Origin of the sequence: Nonomuraea rosea, from assembly GCF_039539705.1 — a bacterium.
Lineage (GTDB): Bacteria > Actinomycetota > Actinomycetes > Streptosporangiales > Streptosporangiaceae > Nonomuraea > Nonomuraea rosea.
In genome coordinates this window covers 70144-88856 of sequence record NZ_BAABDQ010000033.1, presented here as the reverse complement: position 1 = coordinate 88856, position 18713 = coordinate 70144, and the positions used below count along the sequence as shown (strand labels likewise).

Sequence of the window (18713 nt, the reverse complement as noted above, 5' to 3'; positions counted from 1 at the left end):
GCTCAGCGGAGCGTACGGAAGAAGGTCCTGATGTCCTGGCTGAGCAGGTCCGGGGCCTCCATGGCGGCGAAGTGCCCGCCTCGGTCGTACTCGGACCAGTGCTTGATGGCCCCCTGCGGATCCATGAGGCCGCGGATCGTCGTGTCGGCGGCGAAGACGGCGACGCCGGTCGGCGGCCCCTGGCCCGCCCAGCTCTCGGTCCCGCCCGGCTGCTGCGCGACCAGCTCCTTCCAGGCCCGCATGCCCTCGTAGACCGCGTGGGCGGTGGAGGCGCCCGAGCCGGTGAACCAGTACAGGCTGATGTTCGTGAGCATCTGGTCCTTGTCCACGGCGTCCTCGGGCAGCTCGGCGGCCGGGTCCGTGCCTTCGCGGAACTTCTCCGTGATCCAGGCGAGCTGCCCGGCCGGGGAGTCGTTGAGCGAATATGCCAGGGTCTGGGGGCGGGTCGACTGAATCGCCAGGTAGCCGGTCCCGTCCTCGCGGAACCTGTTGAACCGCTCGGCCCGCGCCCGGTCGGCCGGTGACAGCCCGTCGAGCTCCAGCGCCGGGGCGAACGGCGGCGCGGCGCCGGTGCCGCTGAGGTGCACGCCGACCACGCGCCCCGGAGCGGTGAACGGCAACATCCCCGCCACTCCGGAGCCCACGTCGGTGCCCTGGGCCGCGAACCTGTCGTACCCGAGCCTGCTCATCAGCTCGGCCCAGTAGCGCGCGACGCCGAACAGGTTGAAGCCCGCCTCGCTGATCGGGGTCGAGAAGCCGTAGCCGGGCAGCGACGGCACGACGACGTGGAAGGCGTCGGCCGGGTCGCCGCCGTGGGCCCGGGGATCGGTCAGCGGGCCGATCACCTTGGTGAACTCGACGGGCGAGCTGGGCCAGCCGTGCGTGAGGATCAGCGGCAGGGCGCCGGGCTCGGGCGAGCGTACGTGGAAGAAGTGGATGCGCTGGCCGTCGATGTCGGTGGTGAACTGCGGGAGCTCGTTGAGCGCCGCCTCCTGCGCCCGCCAGTCGAACTCGCCGGCCCAGTACGCGGCGAGCCGCTTGAGGTAGCCGAGGGGGACGCCGCGGCTCCAGTCATCGGCCGTGTACGCGCCCGGCCAGCGGGTGGCGGCGAGCCGTGACCGCAGATCCGCTAAGTCGGCCTGCGGGATGTCGATGCGGAAGGGGTGGATGTGAGTCATACGAGCACGTTAGGCGGAATCGCGGAAAGGTTGCTTCCGCGATCCGCGGCCGTCAGGGACGGATCCAGCGGTGATAGGCGTCCAGATCGACGTTGCTGCCGCAGATGACGGTGACCAGGTGACGGCCGGCGAAGCGGTCGGGGTCTTCCAGCACGGCGGCGATACCGAGGGCCGCCGAGGGCTCGACGACCAGGCCCGCGTGCTCCAGGAGCATCCGCATGGCCGCGACGATGGACGCCTCCTGGACCAGGACGGCGTCGTCGGCCACCTGGAGGAGATCGTCCAGGACGGCGGGGATGGGGCGCCGGCCGGCGACGCCGTCGGCGATGGTGTCGGTGGAGTCGGTGGTGATCACCCGGCGCTCGCGCCAGGAGCGGGTCATCGCGGGTGCGCCATGCGGCTGCACGCAGATCACCTCGACTCCGGGCGCCAGCTCCTTCATGACGTAGCCCACGCCGGTGGCCATGGCGCCACCGCCCAGGGCGATCAGGACGGCGTCGAAGGAGGCCGCCGGCGGCGCCAGTTCGAGCCCGATGGTCGCCGCGCCCTCGCAGGTTTCGATGTCCAGGCTGTCCTCGACCAGGCGGATGCCGCGCCGCTGCGCGATCCCGGCCGCCACCTCCCTGGCCAGGTCGAAGTCGCCGTCGACCAGCTCCAGCGCCACGCCCAGGGCGCGAATCCGATCGAGCTTGGCGGCGGGCGCCCGGTGCGAGGCCACGACCGTCACGTCGAGGCCACGGCGACGGCCCGACCAGCCGAGCGCCCAGCCGAGGTTGCCGGCGCTGGCGCACACCACGGCCGTCCGGCCCTGGTCACTCAGCCCGCCCGCGACGAGCTCGGTGCCCCGCGCCTTGAAGCTGCGGACCGGGTTCGCCGTCTCCAGCTTGATGCTCATCGTGCAGCCGAGCGCGCTTCCCAAGGCGTCGCTCCGGAACAGCGGAGTGTCCAGAAACACCGGGTCGATCGCGCGGCGAGCCGCACGGATCCGGTCAAGGTCGAGGCGCGTCTTGAGCACGACGAGAGAATCTACCCCACGAAAGCGCGGCCTCGGCAACCTGTCCGCGACGTGGACGCGGCCGGCCGCAGAGCCCCACTCGGACGTCCGATATGTTCTCTTTCGGTCATGTCCATGCTCGGTATCAGGGGGTCGGCGCGAGTGCGGGGAGTGCTGCTGATCGCGGCTCTGATCGTGAGCCTGTCCGGCTGCGGCATGGTCCCCGGGCTGCCCGCCTGGCCCGCCGCCGCGCCTGCGCCGGCCCCGGTCACGCCGCCGCCGGCCACCACACCGGCCCCTTCCACGAGCGCCTCCCCCACCCCCTCCGCGACCAGGGCGGCGCTCACCATCCCCCTGGCCAGGCAGGCCATGCGGGAATGGCTGGTCACGTACAACGCGACGCTCAAGAAGCGCAAGTGGTGGACGCAGGACGCCCGGCTCGACGCGCTGTTCATCGAGGGGGCGCTGCACGAGGGCGTGCTCGAAGGCAACCACGAGACCTTCGGCTGGAAGCCGGGGCACAAGCCGATCAACCCGACGGGTACCCCGGCGGTCTACCTGCCCAGGCCGGAGCGGCAGCCGTCGATCGGCGACTGGTTCATCGCGAAGGCGACCTACAAGGACACCAAGGGGTACGCCCGCCCGCATGTGCTGGCGTTCTTCCGCTCCCCCGGGCAGACCTTCAAGCTGGCCGTCGCGACCCCGATCCACTGGGGCCGGCAGCTGCCCGAGCCGCGACTCGACGCCGGCGGCTACATCACCGACATGGACAACGCCATGGCGCGCCCCGTGGCCGAGGAGTACCAGAACTTCTGGAACAACGAGAAGAAGGAGGGCGCCTCCGGCTACCGCCTGGCCAAGGACAGCTACAGCCGCAAGGCGTTCCCCGCGGTGAACAAGGGGATGTACGTCACGTTCGCCGGCCACGGTTCGATCTTCGGCTTCCGTACGGCGGACGGCGGCTCGTTCTTCCTGTTCGCCATGATCAACGACCCCAAGAGCGTCAACCAGGTGCTGAGCGAGGCACTGCTGGTGCCCAAGGGCAGCAAGACCATCCAGGAGCTCGGCGCCAACTGGTTCTCCTAGCCGGCGAGTCGCCCTCGGGGGGCCGTCCCCCGAGGGCGGGTGGGGGTTAGCTACCGGCCAGGGCGCGGCCGGTGTGGTGGGCGGCGTCGCGGGCCTTGGCGTGGTGCTGGGCGGCGACGTCCTTGAGGTGGTCCAGGGCGGGGTTGACGCCGACGAGGGTGAGCTCGCGCTCCACGACCGTGAGGTCGGCCCCCCACAGGTCGGCGATGATGCGCCGCAGGTAGGGGGTCGAGTGGTCCCAGCCCTCGCGGGGCGTGCCGGGCCCGTAGCCGCCGCCGCGGACGGTGACCAGCACGGTGGGCTTGTCCTTCAGCAGGGCCTGGGCGGGGTCGGCGGCGGCGGAGATGACGAGGTCCACCCAGGCCTTGAAGTGCTGGGAGACGCCGTAGTTGTAGAGCGGGACGGCCAGCAGGACGGCGTCGGCGTCGGTCAGCTCCGCCCTCAGGCTCGCGGCCAGGGCCATGGCCTCACGCTGGGCCGGGGTGCGCTGGTTGTCGGGGGTGAAACCGGCGAGGGTGGCGAGCGTCCACGCGTCGGCGGGCACATGGTCGGTGCCCAGGTGGCGGCGGACGACCGGCTCGCCGGGGTGAGCGGCGATCCATTCGGCTTCCACGAGGTCGGCAAGCTCGGCGCCGGCCGAGGCGGCGGGCAGGATGCTGGCGTCCAGACGGAACAGGCTCACAGTGTTTCTCCAGGTCAAATAGACGGCACCTCGGGACCGTCCCGGGGGCGCGCCGGCGATGTCGCCGTACGCAAGCATAAGCGGACTCTACCCCGTTTGTATTTCCGGCTGTAGGGTGAATCTTGTGGATCGACCCGTCCTGCCCCTCCTGGGAGCGCCACGCGCCGAGCGCGCCGACGCCGTGCGCAACCGGCGGCAGCTGCTGACCACGGCTCGCGAGCTGCTCGCCGAGCAGGGCATCGACAAACTGACCATGGACGGGCTGGCCGAGCGCGCGGGCCTGGGCAAGGGGACGGTCTACCGCCGGTTCGGCACCCGGGCGGGGATCTTCCAGGCGCTGATCGAGGACGACGACTCCGCCTTTCAGGAGCAGCTGCTGTCCGGGCCGCCACCGCTGGGACCGGGCGCCCCGCCGCTGGAGCGCCTGATCGCGTACGGGCGGGCCCGAGCCGGATTCCTGATCGAGCACCGCGAGATCGTCCGCGCCGCCATCGACGGCCGCCAGCCCGTGCCGGCGGGGACGGAGGGAAACCTCTCCCGGATGCACATCCGCATGCTGCTCGGGCAGATCCCTCTCGGCGCCGCCGACCTCGACGTCCTGGCCGTCCAGCTCACCGCGGCCCTGGAAGCCCCTCTCATGCTCTACATGTCATCGGCCGACCTCGCCGGCAACAACCCCCACGCCCAGGAACGGACCGAGGACGGCTGGGAAGATCTCGTCCGACGCATCTGCCGGCCTTGACCCGCGCCGGACCTCACCCGGCCCGGCCGCCCGCCGCCGACCGTTCCCGATCGGCCGGCCGCTCCGCCACACCATGGGGCAGCCGCCTGCCGGTCGCCCAGACGGCCAGCGCGCAGGCCGCGAATCCGGCCCCGAGGAGACTGGAGCCCGCCCAGCCGCAGGCGGCGAAGACGGCGGTGGTCGCGGCCGCGCCGAGGGCGGAGCCGAGCGAGTAGAAGACCATGTAGCCGCCGATGACGCCGCTGGTGCGGTCCGGATGCGCGGCGGTGAGCAGGTGCTGGTTGCTCACGTGTACGGCCTGGACGGCGAAGTCGAGCACCACGATTCCGGCGAGGAGGACCCACAGTGACCACGGCAGCTGCGCGATCGCCGCCCACGAGAGGATGAGCAGGGCGAGCGCGAGACCGGTGACCGGGATCGCCCGTCCCGCGTCCGCCCACCGCCCCGCGCGGGCCGCGCCGAGTGCGCCGGCGAGCCCGGCGATGCCGAACAGCCCGATCTGGCTCTCGCTCAGCTGCCACGGCATGCCCGCCAGCGGCAGGGACAGCCCGCTCCACAGGCTTCCGAACGAGGCGAACAAGAAGAACGCGATGAGCCCGCGCGTCAGGAAGGCACGCTGCCTGAACAGTCCGGCGAGTGAGACGACGGCCCGCCCGTACCCCGCGGGCCGGTCAGGGCGTTGCTCTGACGGCAGCACGACGAGGACGAGGGCCGCGAGCCCGAGCGACAGCACCGCGAGCACGGCGTAGACGCCGCGCCAGCCCCACACCTCGGCGAGCGCGCCGGCGACGACCCGCGCGCCCAGGATGCCGGCCACGACGCCCGAGGTCACGACCCCGATGTTCCGTCCGCGTTCGGCAGGCGGCGAGACCGACGCGGCGTAGGCGACCGTGGTCTGCACCACGACCGCGAACACCCCGGCCACCGCGAGCCCCGCGAACGCCACCCATGCGGCCGGCGCCGAGGCCGTCAGGATCAGGCCCGCCGCGGTGAGCACCAGGTGCGCGGCGATGAGCCGGCGCCGGTCGGCCACGTCGCCCAGCGGAACCAGCAGCACCAGCCCTGCCAGATAGCCGAACTGGCCGATCGCGACGATCCACCCGGTGAGCTCCGCCGGCACGCCGAGATCGCGTCCCATCGGCTCCAGAACCGGCTGCGCGGCATAGATGCTCGCCACAGCGACACCGCACACCACCGCGAGCAGCAATCGGCGCCACACGTCCATCGCACTCCATCCCAATAAGTAGCAGATTGCAACCAATTTGACCGTACGGCATAATGGTTTCAATCTGCAACTCATTGGGAGGTGTTCACGATCGTGCTCGCCCCGGACCCCGCCTGGACCGACCCCGAGTGCCCGGTCGCCCGCACGCTCGACCTCGTCGGCGACAAGTGGAGCCTGCTCGTCGTCCGTGACGCGATGGACGGGGCGCGATCGTTCACCGAGTTCCAGCGGCGCACCGGCATCGCCCGCAACATCCTCACCGACCGCCTCCGCAAGCTCACCGCTCACGGGCTCCTCGCCCAGCGCACCGCGTCATCGGGCCGCCGTCAGGAATACGTCCTCACCGACGCCGGCCGCGACCTCTTCGCCGTCATCCTCACCTTGCGGCAGTGGGGCGAACGCCACGCCTTCGCCCCCGGCGAGGCCCACTCCACCCTGGTCGACCTGCACGGCACCCGCGTGCCGGAGATCGCGCCGGCCGGCGCCGACGGCTCCCTCCTCGGCGCCGACACCACCCACGTGCGGAAGGCTCACTTCTCCGGCGGGAACCAGGCCTGAAGGTTTTCCGGGTTGAACGGCACCGAGATGTGCTCGTGCGTGATCGACCACGTGCCGTTCAGCCGCCGGCAGCAAACGCTCGATCGCACCCAGATCGTCCTCTGGAGCCCGTTCTTCTGCCTTCCGCTGTCCCGGTGAAGCATGTGCGCGAACGCGACGTCTCCACTGACCGCCAGGGACAGATCGTGCGTTTCCAGGCCGATGGGCCCGTCGTACTCATCGAACCACCGCACGAAATTGCGGCGGACTTCTTCGGCTCCCGTGAACTGGAGAGGGGGAACGACGTCGTAGTAGACGATGTCGGACGAGTAATGGGACATGAGCCGATCGATGTCCTTGGTCTGGCAGGCATCGACCCGGCCGTCCAAGAGCGCCCGCACCTCGGAATCGTTCGAAGTCATCGCTTCCTCCGCTACTGAATTCGGCCCGCGACCAGCTCATCTGGCCGCGGCTGCCGGCGTTTCAGTAGTCCGACGACGCAGCGCGCTGAAGTGTGAGCCGCCTCGACCGCGGGGTCAGGAGCGGCCGCGCTGGTGGGTGAACCAGGTGACCCCCCACAGGACCAGGCCGATCGCCAGCAGCACCCCGGCGATCTCGTACTGGCCCGCCGGACGTCCCGAGGACCAGGGCAGCACCAGGTACAGGCACGTGATCGTCCCCAGCACGGGCAGGACGCGGCCGGCGTGGAAGTGCCGTACCACCGTCTTGTCCTTGCGCAGAACGAGCACCGACAGGTTGACGAGGGCGAAGACCGCGAGCAGGAGCAGCGACGTCGTCCCGCCCAGCAGCGACACGACCGGGCTCTCGGGGTCGAGTGAGACGTAGGTGATGAGGCAGCCGGCGAGCAGGGTGGTGAACACGATCGCCGCGTGCGGCGTGCGCCGGGTGGCGTGCACCCGCGACAGGAACGGCGGCAGCACACCCTGCTTGCCCATCCCGTAGAGCAGCCGGCTGGCCATGAGCATGTTGATCAGCGCGGAGTTCGCGACCGCGAACATCGAGATGAACGGCAGCAGGTCCGCGATCGGGAACCCGGGCGCCGCCGTCTGCACCACCGTGGACAGCGGAGTCTCGCTGGCGGCGAGCACCCCGACGGGGACCACGGCGACGGCGCAGATGGACACGAGGACGTAGATCACCCCCGTGATCCCGAGCCCGGTGAACATCATGCGGGGGAAGATCCGCGCCGGATCCTTGGTCTCTTCCGCCATGTTGACCGAGTCCTCGAACCCGACCATGGCGAAGAAGGCCAGCGACGTCGCCGCGCTGACCGCCAGGAACACGCTCTTGTCGGACGGGGTCTCGAACGCGACGACGCGGGAGAAGTCCGCGTTCCCGCCGGCGATGAAGTACGCGCTGATCACGATGACGAGCAGCAGGCCCGAGAGCTCGACCGCCGTGAGCACGACGTTGATCTTGACGCTCTCGCCCACGCCGCGCAGGTTGACGGCCAGGACGAGGAGCATGAAGCCGAGCGCGATCATCAGGATGACGCCGTTGCCGACGTCGAGGCCGAACCCGGTGGCGAGGTTCGCGGCGAACGCCCGCGACGCCGCCGAGGCCGACGTGATGCCCGAGCACATCACGGCGAAGCACACCAGGAAGGTCAGGATGTGTTTGCCGAAGGCCTTGTGGACGTAGAGGGCGGCGCCCGCGGCCTGCGGATATTTGGTGACCAGCTCCAGGTAGGAGCACGCCGTGATCAACGCGACGATGAAGGCGACGGCGAAGGGCAGCCACGCGGCGCCACCCACCTCACCGGCGACCTGGCCGGTCAGCGCGTAGATTCCGGTTCCGAGGATGTCACCGATGATGAACAGCAGCAGCAGACCAGGGCCCATCACCTGCTTCAGGGCGGGCGGGTCGTTGCCGTCGGCTACGGGAGGACTGGGGGGACTGGTCTGGGCCATGGCAGTGGTCCTTGACGATCGTTTCGGTCGGTTCCTGACACCATACGTGTCAGCACCACTATCCGTAAGACCGTGTAACCGTCCGTCCCAACGCGTGTTTCACCCAGGTGGGAGCCCGGCAGGGGTGTAGATCACCACATGCAGGTCAGGGTGGTCGGCGGGGGCCAGGCGGTGGTGTTCGTAGCGCAGGACGCCTTGGCCGGGGTGGTGGAAGACGCGCAGCCGGGAGGCGAAGCCCTCGATGTGGTGGTCCTGCCAGGCGGTGCGGAACGGCTCGCTCGTCCGGAGGAGGCGCTGGATGATCGGGGAACGGGCCAGGTCGCCGAGCCGGGGCCCGGCCTCGGCGCGGAATTCGGCGAGGAAGCCGCGGCTGGTGGTCTCCCAGTCGGGCAGCAGGTCGCGGACGTAGGGGTCGGTGAACACCAGCCACAGCAGGTTGCGCTCGGAAGGGGCGACGGTGGCCACGTTCGGGTAGAGAGCGGCGTAGGCGGTGTTCCAGCCGGTGATCGTCCAGTCGGGGGCGATGGCGTAGGCCGGGAAGCCGTCGAGCGCGTCCAGCAGCCGCTGCACGTGACCGGGCGCCACCTGGTCGACCGGTTCGGCGGCCGAGGGCAGCGGCGTGTAGCCGGCTCGTGTGCGGTGGTCACCGACGGCCGGTTCTCCGGCGGCAGCTCCGGCCTGTCAGTCGGCCACGTCTCGCCCGAGGCGGCCGCCGGCGGCCCGTTGGCCCTGGTCGAGGACGGCGACACCATCACCGTCGACATCGCGGCCCGGCTGCTCCATCTCCAGGTCGGCGAGGCGGAGCTCGCGGCCCGGCGCGCCGGGCCGGAGCAGGGCGGCGGCTACCGGCCCCGTGACCGCGTCCGGCCCCTTTCCACGGCGCTGCGCGCCTACGCCGCCTCGGCCCAGTCCGCCGACAAGGGCGCCGTACGCGAGGTCGCGGACTACTGAGCCCGCCGGCTCAGCTCTTGGCGAGTGCTTCGCGGCGGATCCATTGGAGCAGGGTGGGGTTGCCGGCGGTGGTGATGACGCCGACGGCGGTGCGGACGTAACGGTCGTCGTCCAGGAGTGCCAGCATGCTCGCGGCCAGGTCGTTACGTGAGGTGAACCTGCCGTCGGCGTGGCCCTCGACGACGGTGTAGTCGGTGACCGACGGCAGGTGGTAGAGCCCGCTCGGGCGCAGGATCGTCCAGTCGAGGTCGCTGGCGCGGACCACCTCCTCCATCCGCCGCATGTCGTCGTACATCGTCTTCCCCAGCACCCGCGTCACGTAGGGCAGCACGACCCGGTTGAACAGGAACCCGCCGTCGGAGTACGGGTGCGGATCGACCCCGCTCGAGCTCACCACGGCGAGCCGGCGCACCCGATGCCGTGTCATCGCGGCGACGATGTTGGCCACGCCCTGCGAATAGGTGGTGATCGGTTCCTTCCCGGCGGGCACCCCGAGCGTCGACAGCACCGCGTCCCGCTCCGCCACGGCGGCGTCCACGGCCGCCGGATCGAGCACATCGGCGCCGACCACCTCAAGCCGATCATGGCGCAGGGGGAACGCGGCCGGCTGCCGGGTGATCGCGGCGACCTGGTGTCCGGCGGCGAGGGCCTGGCCGGTGAGCAGACGGCCGGTGGGACCGTTGGCTCCGAAGACTGCGATACGCATGACCGCTGTCCTTCCTTGGTTCGTCCGAGTCGTTCGTCAGAAGGCTGAGCAGCCTGTCTCTCCCCGGGACGAGACAGCCCGGCGATTCTGTGACATCGCGGCCGTCTTGGCCGGCGATGTCACAGATCGGCAGGGCTGTCTCGTCTCACGTAGCGAAAGACATCGACGTCGGAAGGGTGGGGGCATGCGGGAGTTCGTGGCCGATGTGCGGCCGGCCGGGGAGTTCGAAGAGCTGCGGCCACTGTTGTTCTCCATCGCGTACCGGATCCTGGGCAGTGTGAGCGAGGCCGAGGACGCGGTCCAGGAGACCTGGCTGCGCTACGAGGCCTGCCCGACCCGGCCCGCCTCGGCCAAGGCGTTCCTGTCGGCCATGGTGTCCCGCATCGCGATCGACGTGCTGCGCTCGGCGCGGGTGCGGCGCGAGGAGTACGCCGGGCAGTGGTTCCCCGAGCCGCTGCTCACCGACCCCTATGAGGACCCGGAGCGGTCGGCGGAGCTGGCCGACTCGGTGTTGATGGCGGCCCTGCTGCTGCTGGAGCGGCTCAGCCCGCTCGAACGCGCGGTCTTCGTGCTGCGGGAGGTGTTCGGGTTCGGCTTCGGCGAGGTCGCCTCGGCGGTGGGACGGTCGGAGGCGGCCTGCCGCCAGCTCGCGGTGCGGGCCCGCCGCCACATGGACGCGGGACGTGCGCGGTTCGACGCCGACCGCCGGGAGCGGGAGGAGCTCGCCGGGCGCTTCTTCGACGCCTTCCGCGAAGGGGACGTCGCCGGGCTGCGCACGCTGCTGGCCGCCGACGTGAAGATGGTCGGCGACAGCGGGGGCAAGGCTCCGCTGTGGGGCAAGGGCGTCTTCGGCGCGGAGAACACGGCCCGGATGCTGGCCGCGTTCCTCGCGCCGTTCATCCGGATCGGTGGCGTCGTGGAGCCGCACGAGGTGAACGGCCAGCCGGGCGCGATCTTCCGCGACCGGGACGGCAAGGTCGTCAACACGCTGACGCTCGACATCCTGGACGGGCAGATCCAGACCATCCGCGCCGTGATCAACCCCGACAAGCTGCGGCACCTGGGCCCGGTGGCGGACGCCTTCGAGGTCGTCCGTGAGACGAACCAGGCTCGCAGGCCCGATTTCGACCAAGAGTAGGAGATCATCACTGTGATTCTGGTAACCGGCGGCACCGGTAACGTCGGCGCCCATGTCGTCCGCCGGCTGCTCGACGCGGGTGAGAAGGTACGCGTCCTGACCCGCGACCCCGGCGGCCGTTCCTTTCCCGGCGGCGTCGAGGTCGTGCCCGGCGACCTGACACGGGCGGAGACCCTGCCGGAGGCGCTGTCCGGTGTCGAGCGGGCGTTCCTGTTCCCGGTCTTCAGCGGCGTGGACGACTTCCTCGGCGCGGCCCGCGAAGCCGGGCTGCGGCATGTCGTGCTGCTGTCCTCCCAGACCGTCACGTTCGACACGCCCGGGTGGGTCGGCGAACAACATCTGCGGCTGGAACGGGCCGTCGAATCGTCCGGGTTGCCGTGGACCTTCGTGCGGCCCGGCGCGTTCATGACCAACGACCTGACCTGGGCGCCGCAGATCGCGAGCGGGGTCGTGCGCGGGGTGTACGGCGGCGCCGCGCTGGCTCCGGTCGATCCGCGCGACATCGCCGCGGTCTCCGCCCGCGCCCTGCTCGACGAGCGGGCCGGCGAGTCGTACGTCCTGACCGGGCCGCAGTCGCTGACCCAGATCGAGCGCGTACGGATCATCGCGGAGACGATCGGGCGGCCGCTGCGGTTCGAGGAGGTGCCCCGGGAGCTGTTCCAGGAGCAGATGCTCGGCCACGGAATGCCCGCGCCCGTGATCGCCGAGCTCATGGACGGGCTGGCGGCGAGGGTGGGGAAGACCGACCCGGTGCTGCCGGCGGTCGAGGAAGTGACCGGGCGAGCGCCTTTCACCTATGCCCAATGGGTGGCCCATCGTGCGGCGGACTTCGGCCTGGGCGTCTCGAACCCCTAGATGATCTCAAGGTTGGCCATCATCCCCATGTCCTCGTGTTCGGCGTTGTGGCAGTGGAAGAGGTATCGGCCGCGATAGCCGTCGAACCGGGTGATGATCTCCACAGCCTCGCCGGGCCGTAGCGAGACGGTGTCCTTGAGCCCCGCGTCGTGGGCCAGCGGCGGCCCGCCGCGGCGCGAGAGCACCCGGAATCCGGCCAGGTGCAGGTGAACGGGATGGTGGACGTCGGCGATGAGCCGCCAGACCTCGACGTCGCCGAGCCGGGTGGTGACGTCGGCGCGGGCGGGGTCGAAGGGCAATCCGCCGATCACCCAGCCGTGATCGCCGCGCATCCGCCCGGCGCGGAAGGAGAAGTCACGCACCCTGACGGCTTCGGACCGCCGCCAGGCCGGCAGGTCGGCAGACAGGGTGCCGGGGACGCGGCTGTCGTCGGCGGCCTTGCGCACGACCCGGAAGGCCAGCACGTCGCGGGTACGTCCGGAGCCGGCCCGGTTGACCACCCTGACGAGGCCGCCGATCGGGACGCCGGAGAAGTCGACGACCACGTCGTAGCGCTCCGCGGGCGCGATCGGCAGCAGCTTGTGCGTGACCGGGGCGGCGAGTAGTCCTTGGTCGGCGCCGATCTGGACGAGGTCGAGGCGGCGCCCGTCGTCGGTGACCGCTTCGAGCTCGTAGTGGCGGGCGTTGGAGGCGTTGAGGATGCGCAGCCGGTAGCGGGCCGCGTCGGCCTCGTGCACCGGCCACGGCGCGCCGTTGACCAGGATGACGTCGCCGAGGACCCCGGCGAGGTACGGCTCGCGGACGCCGGGGCGTACGCGCAGGGTGGGGTCGAGGGCGGGGTAGGCGAAACCGCCGTCGGCGGCGAACGCCCGGTCGGCGATCATGAGAGGCAGCTCGCGCGGCCCGGCGGGCAGGCCGAGAGCCTCCTCGGCGTCGTCGCGCACGAGGTGCAGCCCGGCCAGGCCGCGCCAGATCGCGGGGGCGGTGAAGTCCATCCGGTGGTCGTGGTACCACAGCAGCGCCGGCCGCTGGTCCAGCGGGAAGGTGTAGTCCCGCGTCAGCTCGGTCACCACGGCCCTCGGGTCGTGCATGCCGTGCCCCGTGTGCATGGAGTGGTCCTGCCAGCCCGGAGGCAGGACCAGGTCGGTCGGGTAGCCGTCGGAGGCCGCCGGGGTCCGGCCGCCGTGCAGGTGCACGACCGTCGGGACGGGCAGCTCGTTGCGGTGCGACACGATGACCGGCCGGCCGCGGCGCGACTCGATCGTCGGCCCGGGGAAGGTCCCGTCGTACGTCCACAGCGGCGTCGTGACACCGGGCAGGATCTCCGCGCTCGCTTCGCGCTGGGTGATCGCGTAACGGTCGGCGCCGCCGGAGGTCCCGGCCGGCTTCAGCACGGCGGGGATCGGCAGCGGCACCTGGAACGGCGGCGGCAACGGCACGGCGCTGCGCAACTCGGCGCCGGTGGCCGCCGGGCGGCGGGCCAGCGCGGCCGCGCTCGTCAGCCCGGTGACGGCCATCAGCCCGAGCGACCCGCCGATGCCCAGCGCCCGCCGCCTGGTCACGCCCCGGCTGCTAGGCATGCTCGGCCCCCTTGCGTACGAGAGGCCGCCGCCATACGTCGATGAACTGCAGCACGACGGCGACGACGGTCATCACCCCCAGCGGGAGGTGCAGCCACAGCGCCCCGTCCAGCCCGGCGAAATACTGCACCGTCTCGGCCGCCACCACCGCCGCCGTGGCGGCGAAGGGCCAGACCTGACGCAGCCGGACCCAGACCGCGATCGCGACGATCAGCTGCAGGTATCCGATGGAGGTGACGACGTTCGCGCCGGCCGTGTGCAGGCTCAGGCCGTCGTAGTCGCCGGTCAGATACACCCCGGCGAACACCGGCTGCCCGGCGATCGCCACCGCGTGCGCGCTGACGACGGCCCGCAGCGTCCATCCCATGGGTGTCGTCCGGGACGCGGCCACGGTGACCATAGGGATCGCTCCTTCCTGAATTCGAAGAACGACCCAGACACTATGGCTGTTGAGTTATCTTGTCTAAGATCAATATTGCTATGCTGTTATGCATTGGACGTCATGATGGATCTGAACACGCTCAAGCAGTTCCTGGTGGTGGCCCGGCTGGAGCACCTCAGCCGGGCGGCGGAAGAGCTGCGCGTCGCCCAGCCGTCGCTGAGCCGTTCCATCGCCCGGCTGGAGAGTGAGCTGGGCACGCCGCTGTTCGACCGGAGCGGCCGGCTCCGCCTGAACGACACGGGCAGGCTCTTCCGCGATCACGTCGAACGCGCCCTCGGCGAGCTCGACGCCGGACAACGCGCCGTCGCCGAGGCCACCAGCGCGGGCCTGGGCACCGTGCGACTGGCGTCGGAGACCTTCCTCACCCTCACCGGGCCGCTGGCGGCCTTCAAGCAGGCCCATCCCGCCATCGAGATCGAGCTCCACTGGTCGCTGGCCGAGGACATGGCCCGCCGTTTGCGGGCTCAGGACATCGATCTGTGTGTCGCCTCGCAGCCGATCCACGCCGAGGGCCTGGAGTCGGCGCGGCTGTTCGGCGATGTGGTGGGGGTGGGCATGCCTCTCGATCATCCGCTCGCGGGCCGCGCGTCCGTGAGCATGGACGACCTCGCCGAGCAGGCCTTCATCACCGCTCGCAGGGGACACTGGCTGCGCCGGCTGCTCGACCGGCTCTTCGCCGCGCAGGGCCGCGCACCGAAGATCGTCTGCGAGAGCGACGAGCAGGCCGCCATCCCGGAGCTGATCCACGCGGGGCTCGGCATCGGTCTGGTCCCCGGCTTCGCCCGCCGCAGCGCCACGCGTACCCCGATCACCTGGGTCGCCGTCGACAACCCCGACTGCCGTCGCGAGGTCACCCTGCACTGGGGCGCCGGCAGCCACCTGTCGCCCGCCGCCCGCCTGATGCGCACCACGATCACCAGCTGGGACTGGGGCGTCGGCTAAGCCGGGCGGGAGCCGTCGGCGAAGTGCCGCAGGACCATCTCGACCAGGGCGTCCACGTCGGCGTCGGCCATCGGCTCGCCGGTCATGCCCATCCGGTGGAGCAGGACTCCGACGACGACGTCGATGAAGAACAGCACCCGGTGCTCCGGCTCGCCGAACGCGTCCTGGAGCGCGAGCCGGTACGGGTCCTGCAACCGCGTGGACAGGATCTTTCGCAGCGCCGGGTCGCTGACGGCGTCGCTGAACACGCCGGCGAACGCGTCGCCCACCCCGCGCTCGCCGATCTTCGCCGCGATCCAGCGGATGGCCGCGGACATGAGCTCGGCCCGCCCGGAGCCTTCCAGCGGCGCCGGGCCGAACGCGTCCAGGAGGCAGTCCACGATCAGCTCGCCCTTCGACGGCCAGCGCCGATAGACCGTCGACTTCGCGACGCCGGCGGCGGCGGCGATGCGCTCGACGGTGGCGCGCGCGTAGCCGAGCTCGTGGACCGTGCTCAGCGTGGCGGCGAAGACCACGGCGTTGACGCCGGCGCGCGGACGACCGGGCGATCTGGCGGGTGTGGTCGATGTCATATCCACACGATACCGGTTTCCGCTACCTTGGGTATCGATACCTCAGGTCGCGAAACTCTGCGCAAGGAGAAGACATGAGCGAGACCACCGCGATGGAGCGGCCGCCGGAGCCGGACTGGCTGGCGATGACGGCCGCGGAGCTGGTCGCCTACCGCGACGCGGAGAACCGCCTCCGGGCGTCCGCCGCGGCGCGGGCGATCACCGGGGAGCCGGATCCGGGCGCCGCCATTCACTGGGAGACGGTGGCGCTGCCCGGCCGCGAGCTCCCGGTCCGGGTGTACCGGCCGTCGAGCGGGACCGCACTGCCCCTCGTGGTTCATGTGCATGGCGGAGCGTTCGTGGGCACGGCGGTGCAGAGCGACTGGGTCAACAGTCACCTGGCCGCCCAGCTGCCCGCGCTCGTCGTCTCGGTCGAGCACCGCCTGCTCGACCAGGACAATCCGCTGCCGGCCGCCGTCGCCGACGGCTGGGACACGCTCCGGCACGTGGTGCGGCATGCCGCGCAGTGGGGCGTCGACCCGGCGCGGGCCGCCGTCTTCGGCGAGAGCTGCGGCGGGCTGATCAGCGCCCTGGCGGCGATCCGGGCCAGGGACGCCGGCCTGCACCTTCAGGCGCAGGTGCTGGTCAACCCCGCCGTCGACATGACCGAGACGATGCTCGAACACGCCTCGGTCACCGAGCACGCCCGCACCCCGACCCTCGCCGTACCGCAGCTGCAGCTGTTCCGGCGGCTCGCCCTTCCGCCGGGGACCGACCCCCGCCCGCTCTCGCCGCTGCATGCCGGGAACCTGAACGGGCTGGCCCCCGCGCTCGTCGTGGTGCCGACCCACGACCCGGTGGCCGATCACGGCCGCCGCTACGCCGAACGCCTGCGCGCGGCCGGGACGCCCGCGCGGCTCACCGAATACCACGGGGCGGGGCACGCGTTCCTCAGCATGCCGGGTGTGGCGCCGCAGGCCGGGGCCGCGCGGGCGGAGATCCTCGCGTTCCTCCGAGCCTCGCTCACCGCGTGAGACGACACCTCCGGCGACACCGGCCTGCCGCCGATGCTGGGCTGGGCCGTGCCTGATGGCCCTTCTGGCGGTCACACTGCTGTGGCGGCGACGATCTGAGCCAGCATAGGTCACGACCACCACGCGACATGGAGGACGACATAGTGCAGCGCATCGGCATCATCGGAGTGGGCGAGATCGGCCGGGCCATCGTGGCGGGCCTGTGCGACGGGGGCGGCGAGTCGCCGGAGGTGTTCCTCTCCCCTCGCGGGGCCCGGGCGGCCGCCGAGCTGTCCGCGCGCTACGAGGGCGTCCAGGTCTGCGCCGGCAACCAGGAGGTGGTGGACCGCTCCGACGTGGTGATCATCGCCGTCCGCGTGCCCGACCGGCACGAGGCGCTGGCCGGCCTGCGGGTGGACGGCGGCAAGACGGTGATCAGCCTGATGGCCGGCGTCGGCAACGACGAGCTGCGCCGGATGCTCGCCACCGACGCCGCCGTGGTGCGGGCGATCCCCCTGCCCTCCGTACGCGAACGCTCCTGCATCACCGTGACGTTTCCGTCCCACCCGGTGGCGGACGCGCTGTTCGAGCGGCTGGGCGGGACGCAGCCGGTCGCGGACGAGGCGGCCTTCAACGTCTTCTCCGCGCTGACGGGGACGCTGACCACCCAATACTGGTATCTCGCCACGCTCGCGTCGTGGGCCGCCGGCCAGGGCATCGACTCCGCCGTCGCCGACCGCTACGTCCGCGGGCTCTTCCAGGGCATCGGCCGCTCCCTGAGTGACGGGACCCGCTCCCTGCACCAGCTCGCCGCCGACCACGAGACCCCGAACGGAAGCAACGAACGCATCCGCACCACCTGGTTCGGCCCGGCCAACTCCGCGGCGCTCGGCAAGGCGCTCGACGACCTGCTCGCCGACCTGAAGTAGCCGCGGGAGCGTCATCCGCCTCAGATCGGGGCGGCGGCGGTGGAGGCGCGGTAGACCATGGTCACGGGGAGAAGGACGCCCTCCGGCGACGTGCTCCTGGACGCGATGCGATCGAGGAGGAGCCGGACGGCGGCCGCTCCCGCGTCGAAGAACGGGATGCGGACGGTCGTCAGCGGCGGGATGGTCCTGGCGACGACCGGGTGGTCGTCGCAGCCGACGACCGAGCAGTCATCGGGGACCCGGCGGCCCCGCTCGTGCAGCGCGTTGAGCACGCCGACCGCCATGAGGTCGTTCTGCACGTAGATCGCGGTGATGCCGGGGGCCCGGTCGAGCAGGCGGTGGGCGGCGGCGTACCCGCCCTCGACCTCCCATGCGCCGTCCTCGACGAGGAGGGGGTCGTAGGGCAGGCCGTGTTCGGCCAGCACCTCGCGGTAGGCGGCGGTGCGCTGCTGCGCGCTGTGACGCTGCTGCAGGCCGGTCACCATGGCGATCCGGCGATGGCCGAGCGCGAGCAGGTGGCGGATCGGGAGCGCCGCGGTGCCCTCGGACTCGGTGGTGACGGCCGGGACGCCGCCGCCGGCGATGTCGTGCAGGCTGACGGAGGGCGGCCCGGCCCGCAGCAACCGCCCGACCTCCTCGTCCTCCTCGGCCACCGGGGCGTTCATGATGATCCCGTCGACCCGGCGCTCCATCAGCACGCGCAGATAGCGCGCGCAGTCCGAGCCGTCCGGCTCAAGGCTGCTGAGGATCACGCTGAGGCCGTGCTGCCGCGCTTCGCGCTCGATGCCGACGAGGGTCAGCGCCGGCGTCGAGTTGCTGAAGTCGACGGTGATCACGCCAAGGGTCAGGGAGCTGCGTGACTGCAGGCTGCGGGCCAGCGCGTTGGGGATGTAGCCGATCTCTTCCGCCGCCTCGATGATGCGCTGGCGGGTGGCCGGGGTGACGGCGCCCTTGCCGTTGAGCACTTTGCTCACCGTCTGGAAGCTCACATTGGCGCGCGCGGCGACGTCCCTGAGCGAGACACTGGCCACGGTGTTACCTCCGGAGGGCGAACGTTCGCATGGGCGGCGACGCTTCACTACCATACAGCGCGCTTCCGCCACGTTACCAGAGGGAAAACAGCTCCTCACCGCCGTCACTCCCAGGGGTTGACGGAGTCACGTGGGGTAGCCCAGCATAGGCGAACGTTCGCCTTCGGATTTGGCCGCTCTTGTCCCAGGTCCGGAGTCTT

At 71.3% G+C, this 18713-nt stretch carries 21 protein-coding genes; 9 read left to right on the top strand and 12 right to left on the bottom strand.

All coding sequences use genetic code 11. From position 1 onward, the window contains the following. Positions 1-2 precede the first annotated feature (2 nt). Both ABEA43_RS48420 and ABEA43_RS48415 read right to left on the bottom strand, forming a co-directional pair. Entirely contained in the window at positions 3-1178 is a 1176-nt protein-coding gene (locus ABEA43_RS48420; protein ID WP_345572868.1) for an epoxide hydrolase family protein, read from the bottom strand. Positions 1179-1230: 52 nt separating this feature from the next. Beyond that, positions 1231-2193 (bottom strand): threonine ammonia-lyase, encoded by a 963-nt coding sequence (locus ABEA43_RS48415; protein ID WP_345572867.1) that lies wholly within the window; start codon positions 2191-2193, stop codon positions 1231-1233. Positions 2194-2301: 108 nt separating this feature from the next. On the opposite strand from ABEA43_RS48415, the gene ABEA43_RS48410 reads away from it, so the two are divergent. Beyond that, positions 2302-3258: a DUF8094 domain-containing protein gene (locus ABEA43_RS48410; protein ID WP_345572866.1), complete on the top strand. Its 957-nt coding sequence runs from the start codon at positions 2302-2304 to the stop codon at positions 3256-3258. 46 nt (positions 3259-3304) lie between these two features. On the opposite strand, the gene ABEA43_RS48405 is transcribed toward ABEA43_RS48410, so the two are convergent. After that, on the bottom strand, positions 3305-3940 hold the full coding sequence (locus tag ABEA43_RS48405) for an FMN-dependent NADH-azoreductase (protein ID WP_345572865.1): 636 nt from the start codon (positions 3938-3940) through the stop codon (positions 3305-3307). A 124-nt stretch (positions 3941-4064) separates the two neighbouring features. On the opposite strand from ABEA43_RS48405, the gene ABEA43_RS48400 reads away from it, so the two are divergent. Further along, positions 4065-4682: a TetR/AcrR family transcriptional regulator gene (locus ABEA43_RS48400; RefSeq protein WP_345572864.1), complete on the top strand. Its 618-nt coding sequence runs from the start codon at positions 4065-4067 to the stop codon at positions 4680-4682. A 13-nt stretch (positions 4683-4695) separates the two neighbouring features. Here the strand turns inward: ABEA43_RS48400 and ABEA43_RS48395 are convergent, their stop codons facing one another. Then, a complete protein-coding gene (locus ABEA43_RS48395; RefSeq protein ID WP_345572863.1) occupies positions 4696-5907 on the bottom strand; it encodes an MFS transporter in 1212 nt (403 codons plus the stop codon). Positions 5908-5988: 81 nt separating this feature from the next. On the opposite strand from ABEA43_RS48395, the gene ABEA43_RS48390 reads away from it, so the two are divergent. Then, positions 5989-6465, top strand: a complete 477-nt coding sequence (locus ABEA43_RS48390; protein ID WP_345572862.1) for a winged helix-turn-helix transcriptional regulator — start codon at positions 5989-5991, stop codon at positions 6463-6465. On the opposite strand, the gene ABEA43_RS48385 is transcribed toward ABEA43_RS48390, so the two are convergent. The 3 genes from ABEA43_RS48385 to ABEA43_RS48375 form a co-directional block, all read right to left on the bottom strand. After that, on the bottom strand, positions 6438-6845 hold the full coding sequence (locus tag ABEA43_RS48385) for a YybH family protein (protein ID WP_345572861.1): 408 nt from the start codon (positions 6843-6845) through the stop codon (positions 6438-6440). The genes ABEA43_RS48390 and ABEA43_RS48385 overlap by 28 nt on opposite strands. Positions 6846-6980: 135 nt before the next feature. Continuing rightward, positions 6981-8375, bottom strand: a complete 1395-nt coding sequence (locus ABEA43_RS48380) for an APC family permease (protein ID WP_345572860.1) — start codon at positions 8373-8375, stop codon at positions 6981-6983. A 99-nt stretch (positions 8376-8474) separates the two neighbouring features. Continuing rightward, a complete protein-coding gene (locus ABEA43_RS48375; RefSeq protein ID WP_345572859.1) occupies positions 8475-8945 on the bottom strand; it encodes an MmyB family transcriptional regulator in 471 nt (156 codons plus the stop codon). Between ABEA43_RS48375 and ABEA43_RS48370 the strand changes: the two genes are divergently transcribed. Then, positions 8946-9326, top strand: a complete 381-nt coding sequence (locus tag ABEA43_RS48370; protein WP_425570538.1) for a dihydroxy-acid dehydratase domain-containing protein — start codon at positions 8946-8948, stop codon at positions 9324-9326. A gap of 10 nt (positions 9327-9336) precedes the next feature. Here ABEA43_RS48370 and ABEA43_RS48365 read toward each other — a convergent pair whose 3' ends face one another. After that, the gene (locus ABEA43_RS48365) at positions 9337-10032 is read right to left on the bottom strand and encodes an NAD(P)-dependent oxidoreductase (protein WP_345572858.1); all 696 of its coding nucleotides are present in this window, start codon (positions 10030-10032) and stop codon (positions 9337-9339) included. A 184-nt stretch (positions 10033-10216) separates the two neighbouring features. Between ABEA43_RS48365 and ABEA43_RS48360 the strand changes: the two genes are divergently transcribed. Together ABEA43_RS48360 and ABEA43_RS48355 are read left to right on the top strand one after the other, a co-directional pair. Continuing rightward, complete coding sequence (locus ABEA43_RS48360) at positions 10217-11170, top strand: RNA polymerase sigma-70 factor (RefSeq protein ID WP_345572857.1); 954 nt, start codon at positions 10217-10219, stop codon at positions 11168-11170. Positions 11171-11182: 12 nt separating this feature from the next. Further along, positions 11183-12025: an NmrA family NAD(P)-binding protein gene (locus ABEA43_RS48355; protein ID WP_345572856.1), complete on the top strand. Its 843-nt coding sequence runs from the start codon at positions 11183-11185 to the stop codon at positions 12023-12025. On the opposite strand, the gene ABEA43_RS48350 is transcribed toward ABEA43_RS48355, so the two are convergent. Both ABEA43_RS48350 and ABEA43_RS48345 read right to left on the bottom strand, forming a co-directional pair. Then, positions 12022-13605, bottom strand: coding sequence for a multicopper oxidase family protein (locus ABEA43_RS48350; RefSeq protein WP_345572855.1), 1584 nt, complete (start codon positions 13603-13605; stop codon positions 12022-12024). The two genes, ABEA43_RS48355 and ABEA43_RS48350, sit on opposite strands and share 4 nt — an antisense overlap. Then, complete coding sequence (locus ABEA43_RS48345) at positions 13598-14005, bottom strand: hypothetical protein (protein WP_345572854.1); 408 nt, start codon at positions 14003-14005, stop codon at positions 13598-13600. The genes ABEA43_RS48350 and ABEA43_RS48345 overlap by 8 nt, the downstream gene beginning before the upstream one ends. A 102-nt stretch (positions 14006-14107) precedes the next feature. Between ABEA43_RS48345 and ABEA43_RS48340 the strand changes: the two genes are divergently transcribed. After that, positions 14108-14989, top strand: a complete 882-nt coding sequence (locus ABEA43_RS48340) for a LysR family transcriptional regulator (RefSeq protein WP_345572853.1) — start codon at positions 14108-14110, stop codon at positions 14987-14989. Here ABEA43_RS48340 and ABEA43_RS48335 read toward each other — a convergent pair. Continuing rightward, positions 14986-15561, bottom strand: coding sequence for a TetR/AcrR family transcriptional regulator (locus tag ABEA43_RS48335; protein ID WP_345572852.1), 576 nt, complete (start codon positions 15559-15561; stop codon positions 14986-14988). The two genes, ABEA43_RS48340 and ABEA43_RS48335, sit on opposite strands and share 4 nt — an antisense overlap. 74 nt (positions 15562-15635) lie before the next feature. Here ABEA43_RS48335 and ABEA43_RS48330 point away from each other — a divergent pair, with 74 nt between their 5' ends. Both ABEA43_RS48330 and ABEA43_RS48325 read left to right on the top strand, forming a co-directional pair. After that, positions 15636-16574, top strand: coding sequence for an alpha/beta hydrolase (locus ABEA43_RS48330; protein WP_345572851.1), 939 nt, complete (start codon positions 15636-15638; stop codon positions 16572-16574). A gap of 128 nt (positions 16575-16702) precedes the next feature. Then, positions 16703-17482, top strand: coding sequence for an NAD(P)-binding domain-containing protein (locus ABEA43_RS48325; RefSeq protein WP_345572850.1), 780 nt, complete (start codon positions 16703-16705; stop codon positions 17480-17482). A gap of 20 nt (positions 17483-17502) precedes the next feature. On the opposite strand, the gene ABEA43_RS48320 is transcribed toward ABEA43_RS48325, so the two are convergent. Next, positions 17503-18513 carry a LacI family DNA-binding transcriptional regulator gene (locus ABEA43_RS48320; protein ID WP_345572849.1) on the bottom strand — a complete coding sequence of 337 codons (1011 nt, stop codon included), beginning with the start codon at positions 18511-18513 and terminating at the stop codon, positions 17503-17505. Between the last annotated feature and the right edge of the window lie 200 nt (positions 18514-18713).

Bases quoted from the DNA above. Each gene is read 5' to 3' on its own strand.
- ABEA43_RS48365 (WP_345572858.1), bottom strand. From the start codon at position 10,032: ATGCGTATCGCAGTCTTCGGAGCCAACGGTCCCACCGGCCGTCTGCTC.
- ABEA43_RS48395 (WP_345572863.1), bottom strand. From the start codon at position 5,907: ATGGACGTGTGGCGCCGATTGCTGCTCGCGGTGGTGTGCGGTGTCGCT.
- ABEA43_RS48380 (WP_345572860.1), bottom strand. From the start codon at position 8,375: ATGGCCCAGACCAGTCCCCCCAGTCCTCCCGTAGCCGACGGCAACGAC.
- ABEA43_RS48330 (WP_345572851.1), top strand. From the start codon at position 15,636: ATGAGCGAGACCACCGCGATGGAGCGGCCGCCGGAGCCGGACTGGCTG.
- ABEA43_RS48345 (WP_345572854.1), bottom strand. From the start codon at position 14,005: ATGGTCACCGTGGCCGCGTCCCGGACGACACCCATGGGATGGACGCTG.
- ABEA43_RS48335 (WP_345572852.1), bottom strand. From the start codon at position 15,561: ATGACATCGACCACACCCGCCAGATCGCCCGGTCGTCCGCGCGCCGGC.
- ABEA43_RS48360 (WP_345572857.1), top strand. From the start codon at position 10,217: ATGCGGGAGTTCGTGGCCGATGTGCGGCCGGCCGGGGAGTTCGAAGAG.
- ABEA43_RS48410 (WP_345572866.1), top strand. From the start codon at position 2,302: ATGTCCATGCTCGGTATCAGGGGGTCGGCGCGAGTGCGGGGAGTGCTG.
- ABEA43_RS48340 (WP_345572853.1), top strand. From the start codon at position 14,108: ATGATGGATCTGAACACGCTCAAGCAGTTCCTGGTGGTGGCCCGGCTG.
- ABEA43_RS48325 (WP_345572850.1), top strand. From the start codon at position 16,703: ATGGAGGACGACATAGTGCAGCGCATCGGCATCATCGGAGTGGGCGAG.
- ABEA43_RS48420 (WP_345572868.1), bottom strand. From the start codon at position 1,178: ATGACTCACATCCACCCCTTCCGCATCGACATCCCGCAGGCCGACTTA.
- ABEA43_RS48350 (WP_345572855.1), bottom strand. From the start codon at position 13,605: ATGCCTAGCAGCCGGGGCGTGACCAGGCGGCGGGCGCTGGGCATCGGC.